Annotated in this window: 32 protein-coding genes; all 32 read left to right on the top strand. The window is 64.1% G+C overall.

Annotation, left to right across the window (positions count from 1 at the left end; all coding sequences use genetic code 11):
• Positions 1–120 precede the first annotated feature (120 nt).
• The 32 genes from RD110_RS18680 (at position 121) to RD110_RS18525 (ending at position 24,407) form a co-directional block, all read left to right on the top strand.
• Complete coding sequence (locus RD110_RS18680) at positions 121–678, top strand: P27 family phage terminase small subunit (protein WP_076201009.1); 558 nt, start codon at positions 121–123, stop codon at positions 676–678.
• Positions 675–2,375 carry a terminase large subunit gene (locus RD110_RS18675; RefSeq protein WP_076201008.1) on the top strand — a complete coding sequence of 567 codons (1,701 nt, stop codon included), beginning with the start codon at positions 675–677 and terminating at the stop codon, positions 2,373–2,375. Before RD110_RS18680 ends, RD110_RS18675 begins: the two co-directional genes overlap by 4 nt.
• Positions 2,372–3,712, top strand: coding sequence for a phage portal protein (locus RD110_RS18670; RefSeq protein ID WP_083686349.1), 1,341 nt, complete (start codon positions 2,372–2,374; stop codon positions 3,710–3,712). Before RD110_RS18675 ends, RD110_RS18670 begins: the two co-directional genes overlap by 4 nt.
• Positions 3,702–4,466 (top strand): head maturation protease, ClpP-related, encoded by a 765-nt coding sequence (locus RD110_RS18665; protein ID WP_076201006.1) that lies wholly within the window; start codon positions 3,702–3,704, stop codon positions 4,464–4,466. Before RD110_RS18670 ends, RD110_RS18665 begins: the two co-directional genes overlap by 11 nt.
• Positions 4,467–4,539: 73 nt before the next feature.
• The gene (locus RD110_RS18660; protein WP_076201005.1) at positions 4,540–5,769 is read left to right on the top strand and encodes a phage major capsid protein; all 1,230 of its coding nucleotides are present in this window, start codon (positions 4,540–4,542) and stop codon (positions 5,767–5,769) included.
• A 71-nt stretch (positions 5,770–5,840) separates the two neighbouring features.
• A complete protein-coding gene (locus RD110_RS18655) occupies positions 5,841–6,182 on the top strand; it encodes a hypothetical protein (RefSeq protein ID WP_076201003.1) in 342 nt (113 codons plus the stop codon).
• Positions 6,183–6,257: 75 nt separating this feature from the next.
• Positions 6,258–6,755 carry a head-tail connector protein gene (locus tag RD110_RS18650; protein WP_076201002.1) on the top strand — a complete coding sequence of 166 codons (498 nt, stop codon included), beginning with the start codon at positions 6,258–6,260 and terminating at the stop codon, positions 6,753–6,755.
• Positions 6,752–7,105 (top strand): phage head completion protein, encoded by a 354-nt coding sequence (locus RD110_RS18645; RefSeq protein ID WP_076201000.1) that lies wholly within the window; start codon positions 6,752–6,754, stop codon positions 7,103–7,105. The genes RD110_RS18650 and RD110_RS18645 overlap by 4 nt, the downstream gene beginning before the upstream one ends.
• On the top strand, positions 7,102–7,518 hold the full coding sequence (locus RD110_RS18640) for a hypothetical protein (protein ID WP_076200999.1): 417 nt from the start codon (positions 7,102–7,104) through the stop codon (positions 7,516–7,518). The genes RD110_RS18645 and RD110_RS18640 overlap by 4 nt, the downstream gene beginning before the upstream one ends.
• A 7-nt stretch (positions 7,519–7,525) precedes the next feature.
• Positions 7,526–8,107, top strand: a complete 582-nt coding sequence (locus RD110_RS18635) for a phage tail terminator protein (RefSeq protein WP_076200997.1) — start codon at positions 7,526–7,528, stop codon at positions 8,105–8,107.
• Positions 8,108–8,116: 9 nt separating this feature from the next.
• On the top strand, positions 8,117–8,662 hold the full coding sequence (locus RD110_RS18630; protein WP_076200995.1) for a DUF2635 domain-containing protein: 546 nt from the start codon (positions 8,117–8,119) through the stop codon (positions 8,660–8,662).
• A 91-nt stretch (positions 8,663–8,753) separates the two neighbouring features.
• A complete protein-coding gene (locus RD110_RS18625) occupies positions 8,754–10,064 on the top strand; it encodes an SGNH/GDSL hydrolase family protein (RefSeq protein ID WP_157900247.1) in 1,311 nt (436 codons plus the stop codon).
• Between the two features lie 10 nt (positions 10,065–10,074).
• Positions 10,075–10,641, top strand: a complete 567-nt coding sequence (locus RD110_RS18620; protein WP_076200992.1) for a hypothetical protein — start codon at positions 10,075–10,077, stop codon at positions 10,639–10,641.
• Positions 10,641–11,210 carry a hypothetical protein gene (locus RD110_RS18615; RefSeq protein ID WP_157900246.1) on the top strand — a complete coding sequence of 190 codons (570 nt, stop codon included), beginning with the start codon at positions 10,641–10,643 and terminating at the stop codon, positions 11,208–11,210. Before RD110_RS18620 ends, RD110_RS18615 begins: the two co-directional genes overlap by 1 nt.
• Before the next feature lie 140 nt (positions 11,211–11,350).
• Positions 11,351–12,037, top strand: coding sequence for an MltR family transcriptional regulator (locus RD110_RS18610; protein WP_076200989.1), 687 nt, complete (start codon positions 11,351–11,353; stop codon positions 12,035–12,037).
• A 71-nt stretch (positions 12,038–12,108) separates the two neighbouring features.
• Positions 12,109–12,303, top strand: a complete 195-nt coding sequence (locus tag RD110_RS18605; RefSeq protein ID WP_076200987.1) for a DUF2635 domain-containing protein — start codon at positions 12,109–12,111, stop codon at positions 12,301–12,303.
• A 63-nt stretch (positions 12,304–12,366) separates the two neighbouring features.
• Positions 12,367–13,860: a phage tail sheath subtilisin-like domain-containing protein gene (locus RD110_RS18600; protein WP_076200986.1), complete on the top strand. Its 1,494-nt coding sequence runs from the start codon at positions 12,367–12,369 to the stop codon at positions 13,858–13,860.
• A gap of 41 nt (positions 13,861–13,901) precedes the next feature.
• Positions 13,902–14,261: a phage tail tube protein gene (locus tag RD110_RS18595; protein ID WP_076200984.1), complete on the top strand. Its 360-nt coding sequence runs from the start codon at positions 13,902–13,904 to the stop codon at positions 14,259–14,261.
• Positions 14,252–14,581 (top strand): phage tail assembly protein, encoded by a 330-nt coding sequence (locus tag RD110_RS18590; RefSeq protein WP_083686348.1) that lies wholly within the window; start codon positions 14,252–14,254, stop codon positions 14,579–14,581. The genes RD110_RS18595 and RD110_RS18590 overlap by 10 nt, the downstream gene beginning before the upstream one ends.
• A gap of 140 nt (positions 14,582–14,721) precedes the next feature.
• Positions 14,722–16,413: a phage tail tape measure protein gene (locus RD110_RS28250; protein ID WP_076200980.1), complete on the top strand. Its 1,692-nt coding sequence runs from the start codon at positions 14,722–14,724 to the stop codon at positions 16,411–16,413.
• An 8-nt stretch (positions 16,414–16,421) separates the two neighbouring features.
• A complete protein-coding gene (locus RD110_RS28245; RefSeq protein WP_076200979.1) occupies positions 16,422–17,696 on the top strand; it encodes a DNA circularization protein in 1,275 nt (424 codons plus the stop codon).
• A complete protein-coding gene (locus RD110_RS18575; RefSeq protein WP_076200977.1) occupies positions 17,693–18,970 on the top strand; it encodes a phage baseplate assembly protein in 1,278 nt (425 codons plus the stop codon). Before RD110_RS28245 ends, RD110_RS18575 begins: the two co-directional genes overlap by 4 nt.
• Entirely contained in the window at positions 18,967–19,446 is a 480-nt protein-coding gene (locus RD110_RS18570) for a phage baseplate assembly protein V (protein WP_204249986.1), read from the top strand. The genes RD110_RS18575 and RD110_RS18570 overlap by 4 nt, the downstream gene beginning before the upstream one ends.
• A complete protein-coding gene (locus tag RD110_RS18565; protein ID WP_204249985.1) occupies positions 19,443–19,883 on the top strand; it encodes a phage GP46 family protein in 441 nt (146 codons plus the stop codon). Before RD110_RS18570 ends, RD110_RS18565 begins: the two co-directional genes overlap by 4 nt.
• A complete protein-coding gene (locus tag RD110_RS18560; protein ID WP_076200976.1) occupies positions 19,876–20,904 on the top strand; it encodes a baseplate J/gp47 family protein in 1,029 nt (342 codons plus the stop codon). Before RD110_RS18565 ends, RD110_RS18560 begins: the two co-directional genes overlap by 8 nt.
• Positions 20,895–21,494: a YmfQ family protein gene (locus RD110_RS18555; protein ID WP_076200974.1), complete on the top strand. Its 600-nt coding sequence runs from the start codon at positions 20,895–20,897 to the stop codon at positions 21,492–21,494. The genes RD110_RS18560 and RD110_RS18555 overlap by 10 nt, the downstream gene beginning before the upstream one ends.
• Before the next feature lie 22 nt (positions 21,495–21,516).
• Positions 21,517–22,050, top strand: a complete 534-nt coding sequence (locus tag RD110_RS28100) for a hypothetical protein (RefSeq protein ID WP_076200973.1) — start codon at positions 21,517–21,519, stop codon at positions 22,048–22,050.
• 19 nt (positions 22,051–22,069) lie between these two features.
• A complete protein-coding gene (locus tag RD110_RS18545; protein ID WP_076200971.1) occupies positions 22,070–22,486 on the top strand; it encodes a hypothetical protein in 417 nt (138 codons plus the stop codon).
• Positions 22,487–22,490: 4 nt separating this feature from the next.
• Positions 22,491–22,943: a hypothetical protein gene (locus RD110_RS18540; protein ID WP_076200969.1), complete on the top strand. Its 453-nt coding sequence runs from the start codon at positions 22,491–22,493 to the stop codon at positions 22,941–22,943.
• Complete coding sequence (locus RD110_RS18535; protein WP_076200968.1) at positions 22,940–23,479, top strand: glycoside hydrolase family 108 protein; 540 nt, start codon at positions 22,940–22,942, stop codon at positions 23,477–23,479. Before RD110_RS18540 ends, RD110_RS18535 begins: the two co-directional genes overlap by 4 nt.
• On the top strand, positions 23,479–24,054 hold the full coding sequence (locus RD110_RS18530; protein ID WP_076200966.1) for a hypothetical protein: 576 nt from the start codon (positions 23,479–23,481) through the stop codon (positions 24,052–24,054). Before RD110_RS18535 ends, RD110_RS18530 begins: the two co-directional genes overlap by 1 nt.
• Complete coding sequence (locus tag RD110_RS18525; RefSeq protein ID WP_076200964.1) at positions 24,051–24,407, top strand: hypothetical protein; 357 nt, start codon at positions 24,051–24,053, stop codon at positions 24,405–24,407. The genes RD110_RS18530 and RD110_RS18525 overlap by 4 nt, the downstream gene beginning before the upstream one ends.
• Positions 24,408–24,430 lie beyond the last annotated feature (23 nt).

Raw genomic sequence — 24,430 nt, 5'->3', positions numbered from 1 at the left:
AAAGTCTGGGCGCCTCGACCGGAAACTGATCGCCCCCCCATTTTTTTACGCGCGCAGGTTAGGGGGGAGGGGGGGAGTGCAGACGTCTGCACAGCAACATTCAAAAGGAACGAATTCATCATGGCGAAGCCCGGCCCGTCTGCGAAGCCGTCCGCGCTGAAGGCCCTGGAAGGCAATCGCGGCCATCGCGCCCTGAACCTGGGCGAGACATTCCGGCCCGAGGTCGGCATGCCCTCGGTACCGAAGGGGCTCGGGCCCGGCGCCCGCAAGGTGTGGAAACGCCTCGGCCCTGAACTGCTTCGCTACAACCTGATGTCGGTCGTCTACAGCGACCTGTTCGAAGACCTTTGCGAGTCGGTCGCCGATGTGAAGGAACTTCGCCATTCGCTGCGCGCCCGCCAGGCCCTGCTGCGCTCGCAGGGCAAAGACCCGGCGGAAGCATTCGAAACCATCACGCCGGGCGGCATGCCCGTGCAACACCCTCGTTACCAGATTCTGAAAAGCGAGCGGCAAATGATGTACCAGCTGCTCGCCAAGTTTGGACTGAGCCCGGCCGAGCAGGCCAACGTCACCACGGCCATCCGCGCGCAGCTCAAACTGTTTGAAAACAATGAGCCTGGTGAGCCCGCGCCGGCCGATCCGAACCGGAAGCCGAAAGGCTTCGCTGAATTCCGGTGAGCCTGGGCTACGCAGAGCGCGCGCATGCGTACGCGCGCCGCGTCGTCGATGGCGTTGAAGGTGCGGGCCTGTATGAGGTCCTGATGTGCAAGCGCTTTTTCCGGGATCTCGCCAGGCAGGGGACGCCGGAGTTTCCCTACGTCCTGAATGACGCGAAGGGCGAGCGGATCTGCCAGTTCATCGAACTGCTCAGCCACATCAAGGGCGAGTGGGCCAAGCCGATCTACACCGACGGCGTGTTGAGCTACGCGAAGATCCGGCTCGAAGACTGGCAGATCTTCATCGAGTACAACCTGTTCGGATGGGTGCACGTGGTCACCGGCCTGCGCAGGTTTCGGCGGTCGTACGAAGAGATCGCCCGGAAAAACGCGAAAAGCACCCGCGTCGCGGGTCGTAAGCTCTACCTGTGCTTTGCCGATGAAGAGCCTGGAGCGCACGTGTACAGCGCGGCCACCACCGCCAAACAGGCGCGCGAAGTGTTCGACCCGGCGCGGGAGATGGTGCTCCGCGACGAAGAATTCCGCCAGCGTTTCGGCTGCACCGTGGGGCGCTACGACATCACGGCGCCCGAAAGCGCCAGCAGCTTTCAAATCCTGGCGTCGGAAGCCTCGACTCAGGACGGCCTGAATGTTCACGGCGCCGTGGTCGATGAGGTGCATGCGCACAAGAAGCGCGACCTGTGGGACGTGATCGAGTCCGCCGACGGCTCGCGGTCGCAGCCGCTGATCAGCGCCATCACGACCGCCGGTAAGGACATGAACGGTATCTGCTACGAGTTGCGGGGCATCACCATCAAGGTGCTCCAGCAGATCACTACCGACGAAACATGGTTCGGCGTCATCTTCACGATCGACAAGGGCGACGACTGGACCGATCCGAAGGTCTGGCGCAAGGCCAATCCGAACATCGGCATCAGTGCCAAGCTGGACAAGCTGGAGTCGGCGTGCAACCGGGCGAAGTCCACGCCGAGCGCGCGCGGCAACTTCATGACGAAGCACTTGAACGTGTGGACCAATGCCGGCAGCGCGTGGATGGACATGGAGAAGTGGAATGCGTGTGAAAACCCCGACCTGAAGGAAGAAGAGTTCGCGGGACAGAAGGGCTACGGCGGGCTTGACCTGGCGCAAAAGAGCGACTTCGCTGCCAAGGCAAAGGCTTTTCAACGCGGGCCGAAGTGGTGCGTTTTCGTCGAGCTGTATTACAACGCCCACGCGGTCGAAGAGAGCTCGAATGCCCACCTGCCAGGCTGGGTCGAAGAGGGATGGGTCAAGGTCTGCGAAGGTAACCTGACCGACTTCGATGTCATCGCCGAGGACATGCGGGCCGACTGCAGGATGCACGAGATGGCGGAGATCGGCTTCGACCCAGCGTTGGCGATGTACTTCGCCGGCAAGTTGGTCGAGGAAGGTCTGCCCATGGTCGAAATTCAGCAGCGCTCGCTCTTCTTCACGCAGGCGCTGTTGCAGGTTGAAAACCTGGTGCTCGGCGGCCTTCTAGAACACGACGGCAACCCGCTGCTTTCGTGGATGGTCAGCAACCTGGTCGTGCGCGTCAGCAAGTTCAATGAGCTGCGCAGCCCGACCAAGGACCGCGACGAAGACAAGATCGACGGCGCCATCGCCATCTTGATCGCCCTAGGCCGTGCACTGTTGCTCGCGCAGGACGATAGTATTAACCAAGGATTCGTGCAACTATGAACGCCATCGCAAACCAGGGCGCGGGCCCAGGTCGCAACCAGGCGGCCGGCTCCCGCATCCTCACCGCCTGGCGGGCCGAGCAGGAGGCGGCGCGCGCCGGCTTGACCGTGCGCAACGACAGCACCGACGGGCAGGGCACCGTCATGAGCAGCGATCGCGTTGGCATGATGGAGTTCTTCCATGTGACCCCAGCGGCATCCGGCCTGCACGTGACGCCGGATTCGGCCATGCGCGTGTCGGCCGTCTTCGCGTGCGTGCAGCGGATTGCTGGCGCGGTGGCATCGCTTCCCCTGCAGCAGTACGAGCGGCGTGAGGGCGAACGCGAGCTGGTGGACAACCCACCGCTGTGGTGGCTGCTCAATGAGCAGCCCTGCGCTCGTTTCACCGCAGCCAGCAGCTGGGAGCAGTCGCTGTGTGGCATGCTGCTGCGCGGTGACGGGTTCGTCTACCTCCGGCGCAACCGCATCGGCGACGTCAAGGAAATGGTCCCACTGCCTTGGGATGGTGTCTCCCCGAGGCGAGTCACCACCGACGACAGCGATCGCCTGAACTACTCCATCAGCGACGTGCGCACCTGGGGCTGCGACCAGGACGACATGCTGCACTTCCCCGGCTTCGGCTTCAATGGGTTGCGCGGCATGAGCGTCATCCAGTGGGCTGCGCGCAATGCGGCGGGCGGTGCCATGGCCATGGACGAATACAGCGGGAAGTTCTTCGCTGGCGGTGCGCACCCGTCCATCGTGCTTGAGACTTCCGGCAAGATGAGTGACACGCTGCAGGAGCAGACACGAAATGCTTTCGCCGCACGTTACAGCGGCATCGCCAATGCGCATCGGCTGCCACTCATCCTGACCGAAGGTATCAAGGCCACGAACCTGAGCGTGTCGGCCGAAGACTCCCAGCTGCTGGAAGCACGCAAGTTCGGTGTCATCGACATCGCCCGCGCGTTCGGCGTGCCGCCGCACATGATCGGCGAGACCAGCGCCAGCACCAGCTGGGGCAGCGGCATCGAATCGATGAACCGCGGCTTCGTGCAGTACACGCTGGAAACACACCTGCAGCGCATCGAGCAGGAGTTGAATCGGAAGCTGTTTCGCACGGCGAAATACTTCCTCCGGTTCGACCGTGACGCCATGCTGGAAAGCGACAGCGACGGCCAGGCCAAGTACTACCGCGCGGCAGCCGGCGGGCCGGGTTCAGGTCCTGGCTGGATGGCCATCGACGAGATCCGCAAGAAGAAGAACCTGAAGCCCATGGGCGGCGACTCCGCAAAGATCTATTTCCCACCGAACAAGCCCGTCAGCGCAAAACCCGAGGACCCCAAGAATGAACCGTAAATACCTGCAGCTCATGCGCGACAACGCGGGCAACGAGCGGCAACCGCTCAATCTGGTGCGCGCCGAGGACTCCACCGACGCCACGCTCTACATCTACGATGTGATCGATGCGTGGTGGGGCGTCTCGGCCGCGCAGGTGGCGCCCGCGATCGCGGCCCTCGATCCCTCCACCACGCTGCACCTGCGCATCAACAGCCCGGGCGGCGACGTGTTCGAGGGCCGCGCCATCCGCACGGCCATCCAGCAATTCAGGGGGAAAACCATCGCGCACATCGACGGCCTGGCCGCCAGTGCCGCGACCACCATTGCCGATGCGGCCGACGAGATCGAGATTGCCGAGGGCGGTTTCTACATGATCCACAACGGCTGGACGTTTGCCATGGGCAACAAGCACGAGATGCGCAAAAACGCCGAGTTGCTGGACAAGGTCGACGCGGCGATCGTTGCCGACTATGCGCGCCGTACCGGTCTCGACGTGAAGCAGCTCGCCGACTGGATGGATGCAGAGACCTGGTTCAGTGCCGACGAGAGCATCGAACACGGCTTCGCTAACCGGCTTGCCACGCTGCCCGACAAGGCGGGCGACGGCGCCAACAACGCCAGCTCGCGCAAGTGGAACCTGACAGCCTTCGACAGGACGCCCAAGGCCCTGCTGGAGGCGCCGCCGCCGAAGCCAGATCCCGAACCGGAACCCGACTACGCAGCCTTCCGCGCCCACGCCGAGCGCCGGCTAAGGCTCCTCCAGATCGCCTGACGCTTCCGCATCAGCGAACAGCCACCCACCCGGGTGGCTTTTTTTTAGCTCAACTTTTTTATAGGAAACCGCCATGAGCATCCAAGCACTCCGGGAGCGTCTCTCCGCTCTGAACAAAGACGCCAAGAACCAGATCGCCGAGGCCGGCAGCAAGACCTGGACGAAGGAAGAAAAAGAGAAGTTCGACAGCGTGATGGACGAGGCCGAACGCGTCCAGTCGCAGATCGAGGCCTCGCAGCGCGTCCTCGACATGGAAGCGGAGAAGGAATTTCGCCACCTGCCGACGAAGAAGGACGGCCCGCAAGATGCGCAGATGGAAGGCTACGAAATCTTCCTGCGCAAGAGCGACCGCCAGATGAGCCAGGAAGACGCGGCCAAGGTGCGCAACACCATGAGCACCACGACCGGTTCCGAAGGCGGCTACACCGTGCAGACCACGGTGGCAAAAACCTTGATCGAAGCGCTCAAGAGCTACGGCGCCATGCGCCGGGTCGCCACCCAGATCACCACGGCCGCCGGTGAGGATCTGTCCTACCCCACCACGGACGGCACCGCCGAGGAAGGTGAAATCGTGGCGCAGAATGCCGGCGCCTCCGACCAGGACGTGAGCTTCGGCACCCGTTCGCTGAACGTGTTCAAGTTCAGCTCCAAGGTCGTCACGATTCCGATCGAACTGCTGCAAGACAGCGGCATCGACGTCATCAGCCTGGTGAACGGTCGGCTGCGCAGCCGCATTGGCCGCCACCAGAACAAGAAGTACACCACTGGCACGGGCACGGGTGAGCCCTGGGGCATGGTCACCGCCGCGTCGGTCGGCCGCGTCGGCGCTGCGGGCCAGGTGTCCACGGTGATCTACGACGATCTCGTGGACCTCATGGACTCGCTCGATGTCGCCTACCTCGATGAAGAATCCGGGGACGACGATCTGCCAGGCGCAGCGCCGTGGTTCATGTTCTCCCAAACCATGCGCCGCGCGGTGCGGAAGATCAAGGACACGGCCGGCCGCCCGATCTGGACGCCGAGCTACGACGAAGGTATGACGGCCAAGCGCCCCGACCTGCTGCTGGGCTATCCGGTGAAGATCAACAACGACATGCCGACCCCGGCGGCCAATGCCAAGTCGATCGCATTCGGCAACCTCAGCCAGTACACGGTGCGCGATGCGATGAACGTGACGATGTACCGGTTCGACGACAGCGCATACGCCAAGAAGGGGCAGGTCGGCTTCCTGGCGTTCAGCCGTGCTGGCGGCAACCTGATGGACACCGGCGCCGTCAAGCTGTACCAGCACCCGGCTTCCTGATCCCTGCGATCAGCTTTCAGGCCGTGCAGACGTCTGCACGGCTTTTCTCATCCCCTTCTCCGGAGATCCCCATGTCCAAGAAACTGATCGCCCTTGCCGCCATTGCCGCCGCAGCCTACTTTCCCAACCAGCCCGCCTATGCCGAAGCAGAAAAGTTCGAAATGGACGATGACATCGCCGACCGCATGGTGAGCGACCAGGTCGCCAAGCTCGACGACGCCGCCGACGCGAAGGCCGCAACCAAGCTGACCAAGGCGCGTCTGCTGGTCGATAGCGCACTCGGCAACGCCAACGACGTCGTCGAGCTGGACGCCGCCACGCTGAAGCAGGCCAAGGCCGACAGCCTGGCCGACAACAGCAAAGAGGCCGTCGCCTACGCGCTCACCTTGCCGCAAAACAAACCGCCTGCCTAACGGCCCCTGCAAGGCTCGCCCCGCGAGTCCTTGTGAAAGCGCACCGCCCGTGTGCTTTCACAAGCCGCAACCACCATGTACACCAAGATCATCACCCCGCCCGAGCAAGTCATCGACCTGGCCCGCGCCAAGCTCCAGTGCAAGATCACTGGCAGCGACCGCGATCCTGACGTCGCAGATGCGATCGCGGCCGCGCGCGACTACGCGCAGCGCGAGATCGGCCTGCCGATCGGGGAGCAGACCGTGGAGTTCACCTACCCCACCTGGTGCGGCAGCGTCGAACTTCCCTGCGACGTCACCTCGCTGCTCTCGGTCAGCGCGGCGGGCGCCGACGTCTCGCCCTTGCCGTCGCTGGTCGGCCGTCGGCTCACGCTGGCGGCTGCGGCCCCGGTGGTGGTCACCATCACCTGCGGCTGGACGGCGGCCACACTACCAGCCACGGTCAAGGCCGCCATGCTCCTGCTCATCGCCGACCTGGTGCGCAACCCGCAGGCGCAGAGCGAAACGCAGCTCTACAAAAACGAGACCTTCAACGGCCTCATGTGGATGTACCGCGAAAGGCTGCCGCTGTGAAGGCCCCCGACATCGGCGAGCTCGACCGCCTGGTCAAGCTCAGGCTGTGGCATGACGCGCCGTCCACCGGCTTCGCCGTGGATCAGGTCTTTGACGTCGGCCAGGATGCTTGGGCCCGCATCGAGCCGGCCGGCACCGCCTTGTTCTACGGCACGCAGCAGATTGAGGCAGGGACGACGCACCGCCTCGCCTGCTGGCGCACCAGCACCATCAACGAACGGGCGATCACCGGCAAACATGTCGTCGAGCACGACGGCCTGCGCTACCGCGTGCGCCGCGTCACCGACATCAACGGCCGCAAGCATTTCGTGCTGATGGACCTCGAAGAACTGGGCGCGATCGCACCATGAGCAATGCCGGCGTTCACGTTTCCGTCAGCTTCGCAGGCCACACGCGGATCGACTTCGACAAGAAGCCGATCAAGCGCACGCTGCGCCAGGAAGGCGCGCAGATTCGTAAGCAGGCTCGGCGGCTGCTGTCGCGTCGCGCGGTGTCGGTTCCCGGCGAGATGCCAGGCCGGCAGACCGGCGCGCTGATGCGCTCCATCAAGGTCAAGGTCGCCAGCGGCGGCTTCTGGGCCAAGGTGGCGCCGTACAAGACCAATGAAATGAAGAAGTTCTATCCGGCCTTTCTCTTCTACGGATCGACCAAGCGCAACTTCGAGAAGCGGGGCAACTACATGGAGTCCGCCCTCGACACGCGCCGCGCGGCCGCGCAGAGCGCGATCCGTTCCGCGCTGCAGGGCGCATTGAAACCACGGTGAGCACCTTATGGACATCGAACTTGTCATCGCCCAGATGCGCACCTATGCACCAGTCTTCGCGCAGCGCGTGGCGGGAGCGGCCGAATTCAAGGCGCTCTCCGAAAAGACCGCCTTCCCGATGCCGGCCGCCTGGGTCATCCCGTTGGAAGACAGCCCGGAGCGGCCGAAGTCTCTCAACGCCGTGCGGCAGGATCTGGCGGAGAGCTTCGCCGTCATCGTGTGTATCGACAACGCCGTCGATGAGCGCGGACAGGCGGCGGTCATCACCCTGCACACCGTGCGTGCAGCGGTCTGGCGGGCGCTGCTCGGCTGGCGCCCCACCCTGGGGCACAACGGCGTGTACTACGACGGCGGCACGCTGTTGCAGATGGATCGTGCGCAGCTCTGGTACCAGTTCGACTTCGCGGCCGACATGCAGATCGGCCCCTCAGACGGCTGGGAAGAAACGATGCTGGAGGGCCTCCCCGCCTTGAACACCGTTCACGTCAAGACAGACGTCATCGACCCCATCGTCGACAAGAGCCTGGCGCCGGCTGGCCCTGACGGCCGCATCGAGTTTGAGTCCGACATCAGCAATTTGAACCTGTAGGAGTTACCCATGTTTGTCACCCCTAAGAACGGCGTGAACGTGCCGGACGTCGATCGCGGCGGCTTCCTGTCGCCCGCTGGGCGCGAGGTCGATGCCACGCCCTACTGGAACCGCCTGGTGCAGGTTGGTGACGTCGTCCTTGCGACGCCGCCTGTCGTTGTGCCTCCCGTCGGGGAGACCATCAGCGCGGGCGATCTGTTGTTCGGTCGCCGTAACAACACCACGCTGCTTTTCGCGCCGCCAGCGGTCGGCACCGGCGGCGTGGTTGGCACCTATTCCACGCTGGCGGCGCTGCAGGCCGCGTTTCCGCCCGCTGTCAATGCAGGCAAAACGGGGTTGGTCGGCGCGGCCGCGCCATATACGGTTTACACGAGCAATGGCTCATCCTGGGTGGAAGGGGGCGGGAGCGTTGGTGTTTTCGCGACTGCCTCTGCGTTGCAGGCCGCATTCCCAGCCGCTGCAAATGCTGGGAAGGCTGCTCTGGTTGGCACGGTTGCTCCATATGCCATTTATGACTCGAATGGTGTGTCGTGGGCAGTCCGGGGGTCGGGGTAGCTCGGGTAGCTCTGGTAGCGCTGGTGGCGTCGTCTCTCCGCTGACGCTGCGCGATGGGTCACCGGTGGTCATGCGTGATGGTGTGACCCCAGTGACGACCACCAGCCGTGTGGTCGCCGCTAAGTCGACCGTGCCGCCTGCCGTAACTCCCTGGTTCACGAAGCGACAGGCATCGTCTCGGGTCAGCACGCGCGCTTTCACAAGCGTCATCGCTGGCACGCGGCATGACGCGGGCATTGTCCACACGGCTGCCGAAAACTCGGGGGGACTGAGCGGCTTGGTGCTGGCGTACGCCGGCTTCACCTTCTCAGCTGCCGCCATCGGCGACGTGGCCTGTGCGTACGACAAGACCATCACCGGCTGCTCCATCGAATATCCGCTGGGTCAGATCAACCGCGTCACCTTCGGTGGTGCCAACGGCATCCTGGTGCCGGGTGGTGTCAATAGTCTGGTCTACTCGGATCAGGTGCTGGACAGCGTCACCGGCAAAGTGCTGAAGATTCCGGCCGGTGCCAAATTCATCGAGCACGTCTCGTACACCCGCAGCGACGGCGGCACCACCTGGGACATGCCGCAGGAGGTCTGGAACAGTTTCGACGGCAACAGCGACCCCAACCTGGGTGAGTACTCGAACTATCACACCGGGGCCGATGCCAGTCAGACGGCGTTTGCGGCCAATCCCTACAAGGCCATCAACCTGCGTCAGGCATGGGGTGCGTGTGGCATCTTCGCTGACGGCGTTGCGCCGTTCGTATCCGTGCTGATCGATGGCGACAGCATTGCCACCGGGAGCGGCGGCGACAACACGACCGTGAAGATCGAGAACACTGGCTACGTCGCTCGTGGGCTTGGTTCAAACGTCGCAGGCGGGTCGGGTTGCGTGATTCCCTATATGCGGATGACCTGCCCGCAGGCCTCCCTCGACAGCTCGATCAACTCGCAGGGCAGCTATTCGTTGATGGCGAATGGTCGCGTGACGCACGTCATCCAGGAGATGTTGATCAACAACGTCTTCGGTAGCAACAGCTTTGAAATGATTCAAAGCAAGCTGCTCACGCAATGGCTTTTGTGGCGAGCTCGCGGCGTGAAGGTCATTCAATGTACCGCGCTCCCGGCCACGGACTCGACGGACGGCTGGGCCACGGTTGCCAATCAGACGGTGCGTGCCACGGAAGCGGTGCGCGTCAAGATCAACGACTGGATTCGCACCGTCCCGTGGCCGCTCGAAGCCGTGTTCGATGCCGCAGATCGTGTTGAGGTCGATGCCAGTGGCGCCCTTGCGCGCAATGGTGGCCGTTGGATCGTCTCTCTCGGGCAACCCACGCCAGATGGCACGCACCCGTCGCCAGTCGTTGCTGCGGCAGCGGCGGCGGCCATCGACAAAACCAAGCTCTTTCTTTAAAGGAAAAATCATGGCAAATCAGATCATTGACGACCTCCGGCTGAACACCAGTCCGGGCATCAACACGGGCTTGTGGAAATTTCCGCCGGCCCAGTATCCAGCATCGACCGCAGCGGCGATCGGCACATTCCGGTATTACGCCGCCTTCATCCCGGCGTGCTCGGGCCTCATCGGGACGGTGGGGTTCGAGGCCACCGTGGTCCCCGACGCGACCAACAAGGCGCGTTGCGCCTTCTACACCAACGCCAACGGCTTCCCGGGGTCGCTCATCCAGGAGGCCGATGCCGAGATCACCCCTGCCGTCGGGACCAACTTGTTTGCGTTCACCGGCGGCGTGCGAAGTGGGCCGAGCGGTGTCTGGGTCGTGATCATCATTTCGGCGACGTCTGCACCGACGCTGCGCGCAGGGCAGACCGGCGATCCGTGGGCCGGCCCTGGCGCGCTGGATTTTCAGACGGTCAACAAGGGGTGGTATTCGCCGGTGCGTTCGTACCCATCGGTCATGCCGACGGTCTTCGACATGACCGGCGTGCTGGGCCATGCCGCGACCTTCCCGCTGATTGGAGTGCGACCATAATGCCTAACATTGAAGACCTCCCAATCGGCACCTGCCCCGGACTGCAGGGTGGCGGCTGGTACTTCAGCCCGGAAGGCGGTCCATCCGGCGCCGCTCAGGTCATGGTGGCCGACCTGATGTTCATCGGCTACTTCCCGCACTTCGGCGACACGATGAAGCGGGCCGGCATCTCGGTGACGGCGATCCCCGGGACGGCGAGAGCGCGCTGCGCCATCTACACGAACGAGGACGGCGTGCCAGGCGATCTCATCGCCGAAGCCGATGCCGAATTGGTGCTGAGCGTGGGCATCAACACGTTCACCTTTGCCGCCGGCGTGAAGAGCGATCCGAAGGGCTTTTGGGTCGGTGTCACCTTCGCGTTCTCTGGTGGCGCACCGTCGTGCCACGGATCGGCGCAAAGCCGCTCGACTGGATGGGCTTCGGGTGCGTATGACTTCACGCTGGCTCGATGGGGGCTTACCAGTGGGCAGTACTACTACCCGCCGATCCAAGGTGCGATGGCTCCGCGCTTCCCGCAGGGTGGTTCGTGGAACAGGAGCAACATGCCGCTGATTGGCATTGCGGCCTGATTTAATCAACATCTGTCGAAGCGGCGAACCGGCATCCCTTGCTTGACCACGGGTCCATTCGCTGTGTTATCCGCAATCGCTGATACTGGAGCCCTTAACTTCAGGAGGCGTCTTTGGCAGACAACACAGAATCAGCGTGGATGAATGATCCTGACCACATTGCGGCGCGAGACAAGTCCAAGGGCGAGCTCCGCGCTAAGATTTTGGCGGGACTTTCCGAGAGAGAGGCGGCGTTAACTTCGGAGTTGCTCGATTTCAAAGAGTCTCTTGCGGGTGAGAGTGATCGGGCTGCAGTGGTAAGGGCGGGGCAGTTCCTGGATGATCGTCTGAAGTTGCTCATAGCGGCTTCGATGGTTGATGAGAAGAAGCCTGTGAATGAGTTCCTTGAATACAAAGGGCCTGCTGGGGAGTTTTCGGCTCGGATCAAACTGGCTTACTTTTTCGGCTTGATACCGGTCAACGCGCGCAATGAGCTGCGCGCCCTCAAAGAAATCCGGAACAGATTCGCTCACACAGCCTCGTCGATGACGTTCGAAGATGACAAGGTGAAAAGCTTCTGTGGCCAATTGAAATTTCACGGCGTTCCGAAGGGCGCTACGCAGCTTGATGGGCAAGAGATTCCATTAATAAGCATTTTTCGGCGCTCGATGTTCGGCCTGGCAGTGCATATCACGCGAGCGATTTGCAAAGCCACGCATGCCTCGTCGCCGACCGACTACGAAATTCCAAACGGGAAAGAGGTGATGTCGATTTACGCCCGATCGCTCATTTCCAACTCGAAATACGCGCACCTCCTTGTTGATCCAACCGGGAGTCAGGAAGGGTAATTTCACCCAAACGACGAAGTGTCCAGTTCAGCCGCCCATTCGAGGCGGCTTTTGTTTTTTTGGAGGTATCCATGTTTCTGAAACCCGCCCCGAACATCACTGTCCCCGATCCCGATCGGGGCGGCACCTTGCCGCCGGAAGGCCGCGAGGTGACCCCGTCAACCTACTGGCACCGCCGGATCGAATCCGGCGACGTCGAGGAGTTGACCGCCGAGGTCGAGCCCGTGCAGACGTCTGCACAGGATGAGGCCAACACCCCAACCTAACGCAACCAAGCCCACCACCAGGCCCGCCATCAAGCGGGCCTTTTCACTTTCTGGAGCACCTTCATGACCGTTCCCTTTGCCAACATTCCGCAGCAGGTCCGTGTGCCGCTGTTCTATGCCGAGATGGACAACAGCCGGGCCAATGGCGCCGTGTCTGGCGTCCGCCGTGCGCTCGCCATTGGCCAGAAGCTGGTGGGCGGCACTGCCGCCGTCAACGTGCCGGTGATCGTGTCCACGGTCGCCCAGGCCATCGCCTTCTTCGGCCGTGGCTCCCAGCTGGCGCGCATGGTCAAGGCTTACCGTGACAACGACAACTTCGGCGAACTGTGGTGCATCCCGGTGGCAGAAGGTACTTCGTCTGTGGCGGCTACCGGCACCGTCACCGCCGTGGGTACGGCCACCAGCACCGGTGTGATCGCCCTATACATCGCCGGTCAGCGCATCCAGGTGCCCGTGTTGTTGGGCGACACCGCTGCGGTGGTGGCCGCGTCGATCGTCACCGCCATCACGGCGAACACCGACCTGCCCGTCACCGCTGCCGCTGCAGCTGGCGTCGTCACGCTCACGGCCAAGTGGAAGGGCCTCACCGGCAACGACATCACGATGGTGGACAGCTTCGCAGGTTCCGCCGGCAGCGAAGCCTTGCCAGGCGGCATCACGCTGTCCTATTCGGGCGCCACGTTGGCCTCCGGCGCGGTCAATCCGGCCTTGGCGCCCGTCATTTCGGCCATGGGGGACGAAGAGTACGACTTCATCTTCCACCCCTTTACCGACAGCACCAGCCTGGACACCATCGGCGCCGAGCTGAACGACACCACCGGCCGCTGGAGCTGGAGCCGTCAGCTGTACGGCCATGTGTACACGGCGCTGCGCGGTTCGCTCGGCGCCCTGGTCACTGCCGGCGGCCTGCGCAACGATCAGCACCACACCATTGCCGCGATCGATGTGGACTGCCCGAACCCGAGCTGGGAATACGCCGCCGCCTACGCCGCGCGCAATGCCGTTTTCCTCAACGCTGATCCAGCCCGCACGGTGCAGACCGGCGTGTTGACCGGCCTGCTCGTGCCACGCGCCGGCAAGCGCTTCCTGTTCGCCGAGCGGCAAAGTCTGCTGAACTACGGTGTTGCCACCAGCTACGTCAGCGGCGGCATCCTGCGCGTCGAGCGGGCCATCACCACCTACCAGAAGAATGCCTTCAACCAGGCCGATGACTCCTACCTGGACAGCGAGACCCTGCAGCTCTCCGCGTACGTGTTGCGCCGCCTGCGCTCGATCATCACGAGCAAGTACCCGCGCCACAAGCTTGCAAATGACGGCACCCGCTTCGCCGCTGGCTCGGCCATCATCACGCCGGCCGTGGCCCGTGGCGAGATCGTGGCCGACTACGCCAAGATGGAATTCCAGGGCTATGTCGAAAACAGCGCGATGTTCGCGGCCAACCTGATCGTCGAGCGCAATGCCACCGATCCGAACCGGCTCGACGTGCTCTTCACGCCGGACTACATCAACAACCTGCGCGTCTTCGCCGTGCTCAACCAGTTCCGCCTGCAGTACTGACCTGCGGCGCGATCCCTACATAACCTCGAAAGGAAGAAATCATGGCTGACCGCATTGCGGGCGTCTGCTACATCAAAGTAGACGGCGTCCAGTTGGAAGTCAAAGGGGGCCTCGAGTGCCCCATCATGGCCGTCAAGCGCGAGCCGATGATGAGTTCGGGTGGCCCTGTGGGCTACAAGGAAACACCGCTGTTTCCATTCGTGAAGCTCACCGCCGTCTTCACGCGCGATTTCCCCATCGCGAAGCTGCAGGCCGGCACCGATATGACGTGCACGGCCGAATTCGCGAACGGTAAGGTCTACGTGCTCTCCGGCGCCTGGCTGGCTAACGAGGCCAGCGGTAAGGGTGAAGAGGGCGAAGTCGAACTCGAGTTCAACGGCACGAACGGGGCATGGCAATGAGCGGCGAGGAAAACAAGGTCGAGCTCAACACCATCCAGCTGAAGAAGCCGATTCGGGCGCACGGCGCCGACGTCAGCGAGGTCACCCTGCGTGAAGTGACTACCGAGGACATCATGGATCTCGGCCAGCCCTTCCTGCTGATCATGGACAACGGCTCCACGGGCGTGCAGATCCAGCACAAGACCGTGGCCGCCTGGATCGTGCGCCTGGCGGGCGTGCCGCTTTCCAGCGTCAAGGCCATGGACCCGGCTGACTTCGGCAAGGCGACCGCCATGGTGATGGGTTTTTTCGGGGCGAGCGACGAACCCGAGAGCAGCTGACCGATAGCGTCTATGAGGTGGCGCGCTTCTGGCGCCTAGATCCGGCCGCAGTGATGCGGCTTTCCCTTTCCCGTTTCCAGCAATACGAAAGTCAGGCCTACCGCATCGCCAAGCTGGAGCGGCCTTCCTGAGAGACCCACATGGACAAATTCACCCTCAAGGCGATCCTGAGCGCCGTGGACAACCTGTCGCCCGTGCTGAAGAGCGTGCAGGGCGTGGCCAAGACCACGCGCAAGTACCTCGGCGATGTGGGCACGAGCATTAACAACCTCACGTCGAAGTTCGGCGTTCCATTGGGTATCATGTCCACCATCGCGGCGGGCTTCGGTGTGGCCGCTGTCAAGCACGCGGTGGTCTCATTCACCGAGCTGGCGGAGTCGCTGCAGAACGGGGCCATCAAGGCCGGGATGACTTCGGATCAGTTCCAGCGCATGAAGTATGTGGCCGACCAGGCCGCACTGCCGATTGACGTTTTGCAGCTCTCGATGGGCAAGCTCAACAAGGGTCTTGGGGCTGCTGCAATGGGTAAGAACGATAGCTTGCTCGGGTTGATGAAGGCTCTCAAGATCCCGCTGAAGGATGCCAGCGGCCAGATGCGCACTGCTGCGGATCTGCTGCCCGAGATCGCGGAATCGTTCAAGCTCAACGAGGACCCCGTGAAGCGGGCCGCCATGGGCACAGCCTTGTTCGGCAAGGCCTACCAGGAAATGCTGCCGTTCCTGAGTGAAGGCCGTGAGGGCATTGATCAAAGCCTGGCCCGCTTCGCCAAGCTCAAGGGCACCATCCCCGAGGCCGATATCCGCGCCGCGAAAGAGTTCGGGGACAAGCTGCAGGACTTGGATTTCGTCACCAAGGGTTTTCAGTCCACCATCGCGCGCGAACTGATCCCGGTACTCAGTCCGTTGGTCGAGGGTTTCGTGCAATGGGCTGCTGCCAGCAAGAAGGTGGTAGGGGCGCAGGTGAAGAAGGTCGTTCAAGAGCTGGTGGCAGGGCTGCAGTCGATCGACTGGGAGAGTTTTCTGAACGGCATCCGTTCCAGCATCGATGCTCTGAAGTCGGCGGTGGACCAGGTAGGCGGACTCAAAAACGCCCTTGTCATTCTGGCGGTGATCATGAACGCGCAGACGATCTTCGCCATTGGCGGCATCATTGGCTCGCTCATTCGCCTGGCGGGGGCTTTCGGCGGCGCGTCGCTGGCCGCGTGGAACGCTGCCGGCGCCTTTCTTGCCAGTGCGGCCGCGTCGGGTTCCGTCACCGCTGTCATGACCGCGTCGCTGGCGGCAGCCGCGAAGTCGGCCGGCCTTATCGGTGCCGCCGGCCTGGTCGGCTACGCGGTCGGCAGCGCCATCTACAAGGCTATAGAGGACTGGGATTTCACCAAGGCGCTCGGCGAAGGCATTGCGCGCGTCCTGGCCTTCTTCGGCAACGAAAACGCCAAGCGCTCGCTGGAGGTCACCGACGCCTATGCGAAGACCTTGACGCGGCCCGTCGCGCAAGCGGCGCCCGCATTTCGGGCCATGGGGCCGCAGGTCCGGGCTCTGGGGCCCGTGGTGCGCAATGCCGCCGCCGCTGCCGCTCCATTAGCGGAAAGCCTGGGCCCGCAGTCCTTCGACGGCTCTACGCGAGCACCGGCACCAGGCCAGATCGGCTCAGGCTCGTTCAACTTGGTTCAGCCCTCCAACCCGACCGCCACGCTCAACGGCAAGGTGGACATCAACTTCGCGAATGCGCCTCCTGGCATGCGCGTGGAGCAGGCCCAGTCCACCGCGCCGCGCGTGGCCGTCAACACCAACGTGGGCTACCGCTCACTCGCCACCGATACCGGTTTTTAGAAGGCACCATGACCTACCTCAGTGAATCGCTGCAGCCGGCGAGCTTTCGCGGCGTGCCCTTTTACGTGGACGCCGCCGGTGTCGAGGTAGGCCGGCGCGTGCAAGTGCACGAGTATCCGCAGCGCGACCAACCATGGGCGGAAGACCTGGGCCGTGCAACGCGCAGCTTCACGGTGGATGCCTTCGTCGTCGGGCCCGGCTACATCGCCGACGCGAACGCACTGATCGCCGCTGCGGAGGAAGAGGGCACCGGTACGCTGGTGCATCCCTGGCTCGGCACCATGGAGGTGTCGCTGCGCGAACTCATGCGCGTGCGCTTTGACACCGCCGCCGGCCGGGCCGAGGTCAGCTTCAGCTTCGTCGAGGGCGGCGAGCTGGAATTCCCTTCCGCGCAGAGCAGCACGCCGATGCTCAGCCGCATGTCGGCCGACAGCCTGTCGTTCGCCGGCGCCAGCAGCTTCGCCAGTGGCTTCGCGGTCGATGGTTTTGCTTCCTTCGTGCGTGATGCCGCCGCGCTGGACCTGAACAGCGCATTCGACTTCATCGGCTCGCTCAGCGGCGTCAGCCCGCTTGCCAGCTGGGCCTCCGGCCTGGGCGCGTCTGTCGGCTCCCTGGTGCAGCAGCTGTCCACGCCGTTGGATTTCGCGCAGTCGCTCATGGATCTGTTCGACCTGTCGCCCCTGGTGGCCTCGCTCTTCGGTGGTGGCGATGATGTTGCGCCCGCCTACTCGGGCAGCAGTGCGGCCAGCACCGCCGGCACCGCCAACGGCGACCCCATGGCCGCCATGGCCCTGGCCATCGTCGGCGTGGCCGGCAACGGCGGCGCGGGTGGCGTGCTCAACGCGCCGGTGCCGGCCGCCACGGCCACGCCCGCGCGCCGGCAGCAAGTGCTCAACACCGCCGCCATCAACGCGCTGGTGCGCCGCGCCCTGCTGGCCCAGGCCGTCGGCATCAGCAGCCATGTGGATGCCACCGTGCAGGCCGACGCGCACACCGTGCGCAGCGCCGTGTGCGCCGCGCTTGACGCCGAAAGCCTGGTCGCCGACGACACGGCCTACAACGCGCTGCAGGCCGCCCGCCAGGCCGTATGGGCCGACCTTACCGCCCGCGCGTCTGGCGGTGCCCGCCTGGTGCCGCTCACGCCGCCGCAGGTGTGCTCGGCCCTGGTGATTGCCTACGACCGGTATGAGGACGCCACGCGCGCGGATGAAATCGTCTTGCGCAACCGACTGGTCCATCCCGGCTTCGTGCCGCAGAAACCCCTGCAGGTGCTCTCCAAATGATCGACGAATCCAACCTGGTGCGCCTGGTGGTGGACGGCACGGAATTCGGCGGCTGGAAAAACGTGCGCATCGAAGCCGGCATCGAGCGCCAGGCGCGCAGCTTCGACCTCGAAGTGACCGACCGCTGGCCCGGCCAGACCGACGTGCCGCGCCGGGTGCAGCCCGGTGACGCCTGCACGCTGTACATCGGCGAAGACCTGGTCGCCACCGGCTACATCGACGGAACGCCCATCCGGTACGACGGCACATCGCTCAGCGTCGGCATTCGTGGCCGCAGCAAAACCGCCGACCTGGTGGACTGCTGCCCCATCCAGGGCAGCAAGGGCGCTCCCGGCGGCACGGGAAGCACCGGTAAGGGCTGGGCCGCGCTCAACCTCACGGCGGTGGACGGCACGAAGGCCGCCGCCGCGAAGACGGTCAAACCCAACGCCAAGGGCGGCAGCGGCGGCCAGTGGCGCGGCGTGAAGCTGGAGCAGATCGCTTCCGACATGGCCGCACCCTACGGCGTCACGGTCCGTGCGGAGGTGGACACCGGAGGCACGCTGGCCTTTCAGGTGCAGCAGGGCGAGACCGTATTCGAAAGCATCGACCGCATGCTGCGTATCCGGCATTGCCTCGCGACCGACAACGCGCAGGGGGATCTGGTCTTCATCGTCGCCGGCAGCGGCGGCAAGGCCGGCGTGGCGCTGGAGCTGGGTGTGAACATCCGTGCAGCCGAAGCGGCGCTCGATTTCAGCAAGGTCTTCAGCGAATACATCTGCAAAGGGCAGAAGTCCGTTACCAGCCAGCAGACCGACGAAGACGAAGCCGGTGAGGACGTGGACACCGCCGTCACATCGTCGATCGGCAGCAGCGCCAGCGTCACCGACAACCGCGTCAGCCGCCACCGCCTGCTGGTGCTGCGGCAAAGCGGCCAGGTGGACGAAGGCACCTGCGCCGATCGCGTGCGCTACGAGCGGGCCCACCGTGCCGCCAAGGCGCTGGAAACCACCTACACCGTGGACGGCTGGCGGCAGAGCGACACGGCCGGTCTGTGGGTGCCGAACCAGATCGTGCGCGTGGTCGACAGCGTGATCGGGTTTGAGACGGAAATGCTTGTGGCCGAGGTGAAGTACCTGCTGGACGAACAAGGCCAGCGCACGGAACTGCGCGTCGGCCCGGTTGACGGCTACGTGTCGGCCGCACAGAAGAAACAGAAGAAAGGCAAGAACGTGAAGATCGTCAAAGACCGCTACGCCTCCGGTGGCCTGGGATTGAGTGGAGAGTCCGAATGAGCGCCGAACTGGATGCGCTCCGTCGCATGGCGACACGCATCGGCAACATGTTCGTGCGCGGCAAGGTTACCGCCGCCAAGGCCACCACGAAGATGCAGACCCTGCAGGTGCAGCTGCTCGACGAAGAAGCGAAGGACCGCATGGAGCACTTCGAGCCCTACGGCTTCACCTCGCACCCGCAGGCCGGTGCCGAGGTGGTGGCCGGCTTCTTCGATGGCGATCGCTCGCACGGTGTGGTGCTGGTGGTTGCCGATCGGCGCTACCGTCTCACCACCCTGCAGCCGGGCGAGGTGGCGCTGCACGACGACGGCGGCTCCACCATTACGCTCAAGCGCGGCGGCGTGATCGAGATCGCCGCCAGCAGCGCCATCCATCTGCTGGCCCCGCAGCTCTCGCATAACGGCGTAAACATCGGGGCCACGCATGTGCACGGCGGCGTGCAGCCAGGTGGTGCCAGCACCGGAGGCCCGGCATGACGCCCGAACAACCGCTCACCATCGTGGTCGATGGCGTCGAGCGCTCGCTCGGCATGGGCCTGCGCGATCCGCTGCCCCGCGCCGTAATCATCAGCCTGTTCACCTGGGGCCGCGCCCGCCCGGCGGATGACCTGCCGGGCACCGAGCGCTGCGGCTGGTGGGGCGACAGCTTCGCATCCGTACCAGGCGACCGCATCGGCTCGCGGCTGTGGCTGCTGGCCCGCGCGAAGATCACCCAGCAGACGGTCACCCAAGCGCGGGAGTATGCCGAGGAGGCCCTCGCCTGGCTGGTGGCCGATGGTGTGGCCAGCCAGGTCATCGTCGAGGCCGAACGTGCCGGTGTGTCGCAGATCTCGCTGCGCTGCCAGATCGTGCGGCCCGATGCGGCCAATCTGGATATCCGTTTCAACGATGCATGGAGCTTTCTGAATGTTTAACCGACCGCCTTTGACGGCGCTGGTCAAGTCCGTCCGCGACGACATGCTTTCGCGTGTCGATGGCGAGCAGCTGCGGCGTGCCGATGCCGAGGTCTATGCCCGCGTTTTCGCCGGGGCGCTGCATGGCGTGTATGGCTACGCGGATTGGATCGCGCGCCAGATCATCTGGGACACCTGCGACGACGACATCCTGGAGCGTTGGGCCAGCATGTGGCTCGAGGTGCCGCGCAAGCCCGCAGCGGCCGCTACGGGCGCAGCTGCCTTCGTGGTGGCCTTGGGCGCCACTGTGCCCACGGGAAGCGTGCTGCAGGCGTTCGATGGCGTGCAGTACACCACCACGGCCGACAGCGTAGCTGGCAGCGCGCCCATCGTGGCGGCGCTGGCCGGCGCCGCCGGCAACCGCGCGGCCGGCCAGGCGCTCTCGCTCGTGTCGCCCGTGGCCGGCGTGCAGACGCAAGCCACGGCCGGCGAAATTTCGGGCGGTGCGGACATCGAGTCGATTGACAGCCTGCGCGCCCGGCTCATTGCCCGCGTGCGGACCCCGCCGGACGGCGGCAGCGTCACCGACTACAAGGCTTGGGCTCTGGAGGTGCCGGGCGTCACGCGCGCCTGGGTGGCCCCGTTGGAGCAGGGCGCCGGCACGGTAGTGGTGCGCTTCGTGCGCGACGACGACGCCTCGCTGATTCCAGACGCGGGCGAGGTGGCCGCCGTGCTGGCCCACATTACGCCACTCGCACCAGTGACGGCAGAGCTTTATGTGATGGCGCCGGTGGCCGACCCGGTGGCGTTTCAGATCTCGCTCACGCCCAACAGCGCTGCGGTACGCACAGCGGTGGAGGCCGAACTGCGCGACCTGCTCAAACGCGAGGCAGAGCCAGGTGTCACGCTGTTGGTCTCGCACATCCGCGAAGCCATCAGCGTGGCCGCTGGAGAGACCGACAGTGTGCTGCTGGCGCCGGCCGCCAACGTCACGCCGGGCATCGGCCACATGCCGACCTTCGGGAGCATCGCATGGGTGTGATCAGGACGACAGCGGCCGACTACGCACAGCAGCAGCTCGGGCTGCTACCCATAGGCCCGGCCTGGCCGGTTGAAGGCGACAACGCCAGCGTGCGCATCTTCGATCCCACCGCCACGGCGCTGCAGGCACTTCACCAGCGCGCCGAGCAGCTCCTCGAAGAGGCGGATGCGCGCACCGCAAGTGAGCTGCTCGACGACTGGGAGCGCGTCGTCGGCTTGCCTGATCCGTGCCTCGATCCACCGGGCAGCACCGCCGAGCGAAGACGCCGGGTGGTGCAGCGCTTGACCTACCAGGGCGGCCAATCGGCCGCCTTTTTTATTGGGTTTCTCGCGGCGCTGGGTTATGCCGGCGCGACGGTGGACGTATTCCGGCCAATGCGTGCGAACAGCAAATGCAATGCCGCTATCAACCAGGGTGGCTGGCGATTCGGCTGGCGCGTCAATGTGCCTGCCGCAGCAAACAAGAAGGTAATGACTGTGCGCGGCCGCTGCAGCGACCCGCTGGCGAGCTGGGGCGACCCTGGCTTGGAGTGCCTTCTTGCCATTCACAAACCCGCGCACACCCGGCTCTTCGTCGGGTATGGCGCCTGACTTTTAACCAAAGGAAAACAACATGAGGCGTATTACGACGATCACGGCGGTGGCCGGCAAATTCGGCGCGGGAAAGCCTGGCTTTACCGATGGTGATGTCATTGGGGGCGTTGCAGCCACTGATCTGAACGCGGACTGGTTTGACCAGGTGCAGGAAGAGATTTCGAACGTGATCGAGCTGGCTGGTATCGCGCTGAGTGGCGGAACGCTCACACAGTTGAAACAGGCCATTGACGCGATGATTGGCGCCAAGGCGATTGGCGTTGGCCAGACCTGGCAGAACTTGCTGGGTAGCCGGGCCATTAACACGACCTACACCAACACCACCGGCCGGCCGATCACCGTGTCGGCCACTGTCACAGGTACTGTCGCCAGCAGCACTGTCTTTGTGAGTTGGACAGTAGCCGGCGTTAACAGCATTGCTGCGAACGGAAGCATCACGGGCGCAACGCCTGGGAATACGTCATTACACGCGACGGCGGTCGTTCCGGCTGGCGCGACCTACCAATTGGTCGTCACCCAGGGCTCTCTGTCGTTTTGGAATGAACTGCGCTGAGCGCTGAAAGGGACTAGACGTGAAATACTTCAAAGACGCATCCAGCGCCGTTTTTGCTTTTGAGTCCGATGGCTCGCAAGACGACTACATCGGAGACGGCCTGACGCCTATCACTCAAGCCGAAGCCGACGCGCTACGACGCCCTGCGGCGCTCACGGTTGCGCGGCGGATCGATCTGCTTCGAGCACGCGTCCAGACCCATCTGGATGAGCGTGCTCAGGCGCTCGGCTACGACGATATCAGCACTGCCGTGACGTATGCCGATGAGCCGGCGGTGGCGAAGTTCCAGGCTGAGGGCCAAGCGTTGCGTGCTTGGCGCTCGCTGATCTGGGCCAAGTGCTACGAGATTCTCGCGCAGTGGGAGGCGGGCACCGTAGTTGAGCCCACTGGCGATCAGCTCGCCGCCATGCTTCCCGAGCTCGCCCTGCCGGATTGAATCCATGCTCAAGAGCTTCATTGAGGTGTGGAAGGAGCTGACGCTCACGAAGCTGTTGCTGGGCGTTCTGGCCGCCTTCAGCGGCATCGTGTTGTATTGGGTATGGGAACAGCGCCAGGCCGTTTTCATCACGCTCACCGGTTCACCGTTTTCCCTGATCACCATCGCAGCTGTCGTCGTGTTGGTGGTCATGGCCTGGGTGGCCGCCATGTTCGTCAGCATGAGTGAACAGCGCACCGCTTTGGTGATTGGGCAGATGGCCGATCGCATCAAGGCCGGTGAGGTCCACAGCGAACGGCAGGACGTCGAGATCACGCGGCTGCACAAAGTGATCGACCAGGCCGTGAGCGACGAGCGCCAGGCCTGCGAGGCCCGCATCGCGCAGCTTATCGAGGTGATGGGCAGCCACGGCATCAAAGACCGCCGACTCAACAGCAAATTTGGAGATCTCCGATGAACTTCGATACCTTCGTCAACAACATCATCGCCGTGGAGAAAGGCTACGTGGACCACCCCGATGACAAGGGCGGCCCGACGAACTATGGCATCACGCTGGCCGTGGCCAGGGCCAACGGCTACCAGGGCGACATGCGCGATCTGCCGGTAGATCTGGCCCGCAAGATCTACGGAGCGCGTTACATCAGCGAACCGAAGTTCGACCAGGTCGCGGGCATCAACATGGAGATCGCCATGGAGCTGATCGACACCGGTGTCAACATGGGCCCCGGGAAGGCGGCCGAGTTCTTGCAGCGCTGGCTCAATGGCTTCAACGACACGGGCTCACGCTACGCGGATCTGTTCGTCGACGGCCGGCTCGGCCCGGTCAGCCTGGCTGCGCTGCAGGCCTTCCTGCGCTGGCGCGGCATGGAGGGGATCAAGGTCATGCTCAAGGCCCTCAACGGCGTGCAGGCGGCCCGGTACCTGGAGATCACCGAGGGCAACCGCTCGCAGCGCGCCTTCTTGTATGGCTGGATTAACCAGCGGGTGGCCTGATGGGTGCCGCCTTCGACTGGAGGACTTTCGTCGGCAGCTTGGCGCCGGTGCTTGGCGCGGCCTTGGGCGGCCCCATGGCGGGTGCAGCCGTCAAGGTCCTGGCCAGTGCCATGTTGGGCACAGAAAACGCGTCTGAGGCCGACGTAGCGAGCGCACTGACCAGCGGCCAGCTCACGGGGGAGCAGATCGTGGCCATCAAGACGGCGGAGCAGCAGTTCGCGCTGCAGATGCGCACGCTCGAGATCGATGTGCTCAAGATCAACCAGGCGGCGGACGATGCGCAGCTGCGCGACGTGCAGGACGCGCGGGCCAGGCAAATCGCCACGAAGGACTTCATGCCCCAGGTGATCTTCTTCGTGCTGCTGGCCCTGTTCGCGGCCGAGGTGGCGATGTTCTATTTCGGCAAGATGCCGTCCGATGAATACACACGCGCTCTCTTGACACGGGCGTTTGGCACGGTCGAGGGTGGCATGGTCGCGGCTTTGACCTATTTCATCGGCTCTAGCCGGGGAAGTAAGGCCAGCGGAGATGCGGTGCGCAAGATTGCCGAGCAGGCGGGGAGGGCGTCGGAATGATCCGCGTCGAGCGTCTGCCCGACGCTGGCTCGAAAGAAGTGTTTCGCTTCTTTCATGACGATGCGGCTCCGGCAATGGCCCCTTACGACGCGCTGTGCGGCGTGCACTGGTTGCCGGGCGAGATGTGGATCAAGGGCCTGCTGGTGCGCAATGGCCGCGTCGGGCGTAAGTGGCTGCTCGAATTGCTGGAGGAGGCGGAGAGGGGCGGCGCCGAGTGGATCAAATCCACGCGAGGCTTCGGTCATATCCTGCCATTCGGCCACGAGCAGCCTAACGGCGAGATCTGGATCAATGTCGCCGAGGTGCGCGCCAGGTTCCCGTTTGACAGTCGGCTCATGCCCCTGATCAAGTAGTTGCAGTTGTCTCCTCCTGTGCT

This window comes from Rhodoferax koreense, assembly GCF_001955695.1.
Classification (GTDB): Bacteria; Pseudomonadota; Gammaproteobacteria; order Burkholderiales; family Burkholderiaceae_C; genus Rhodoferax_B; species Rhodoferax_B koreensis.
Note: the sequence above shows the minus strand (reverse complement) of the source record. Positions and strands in the feature narration are given on the sequence as shown.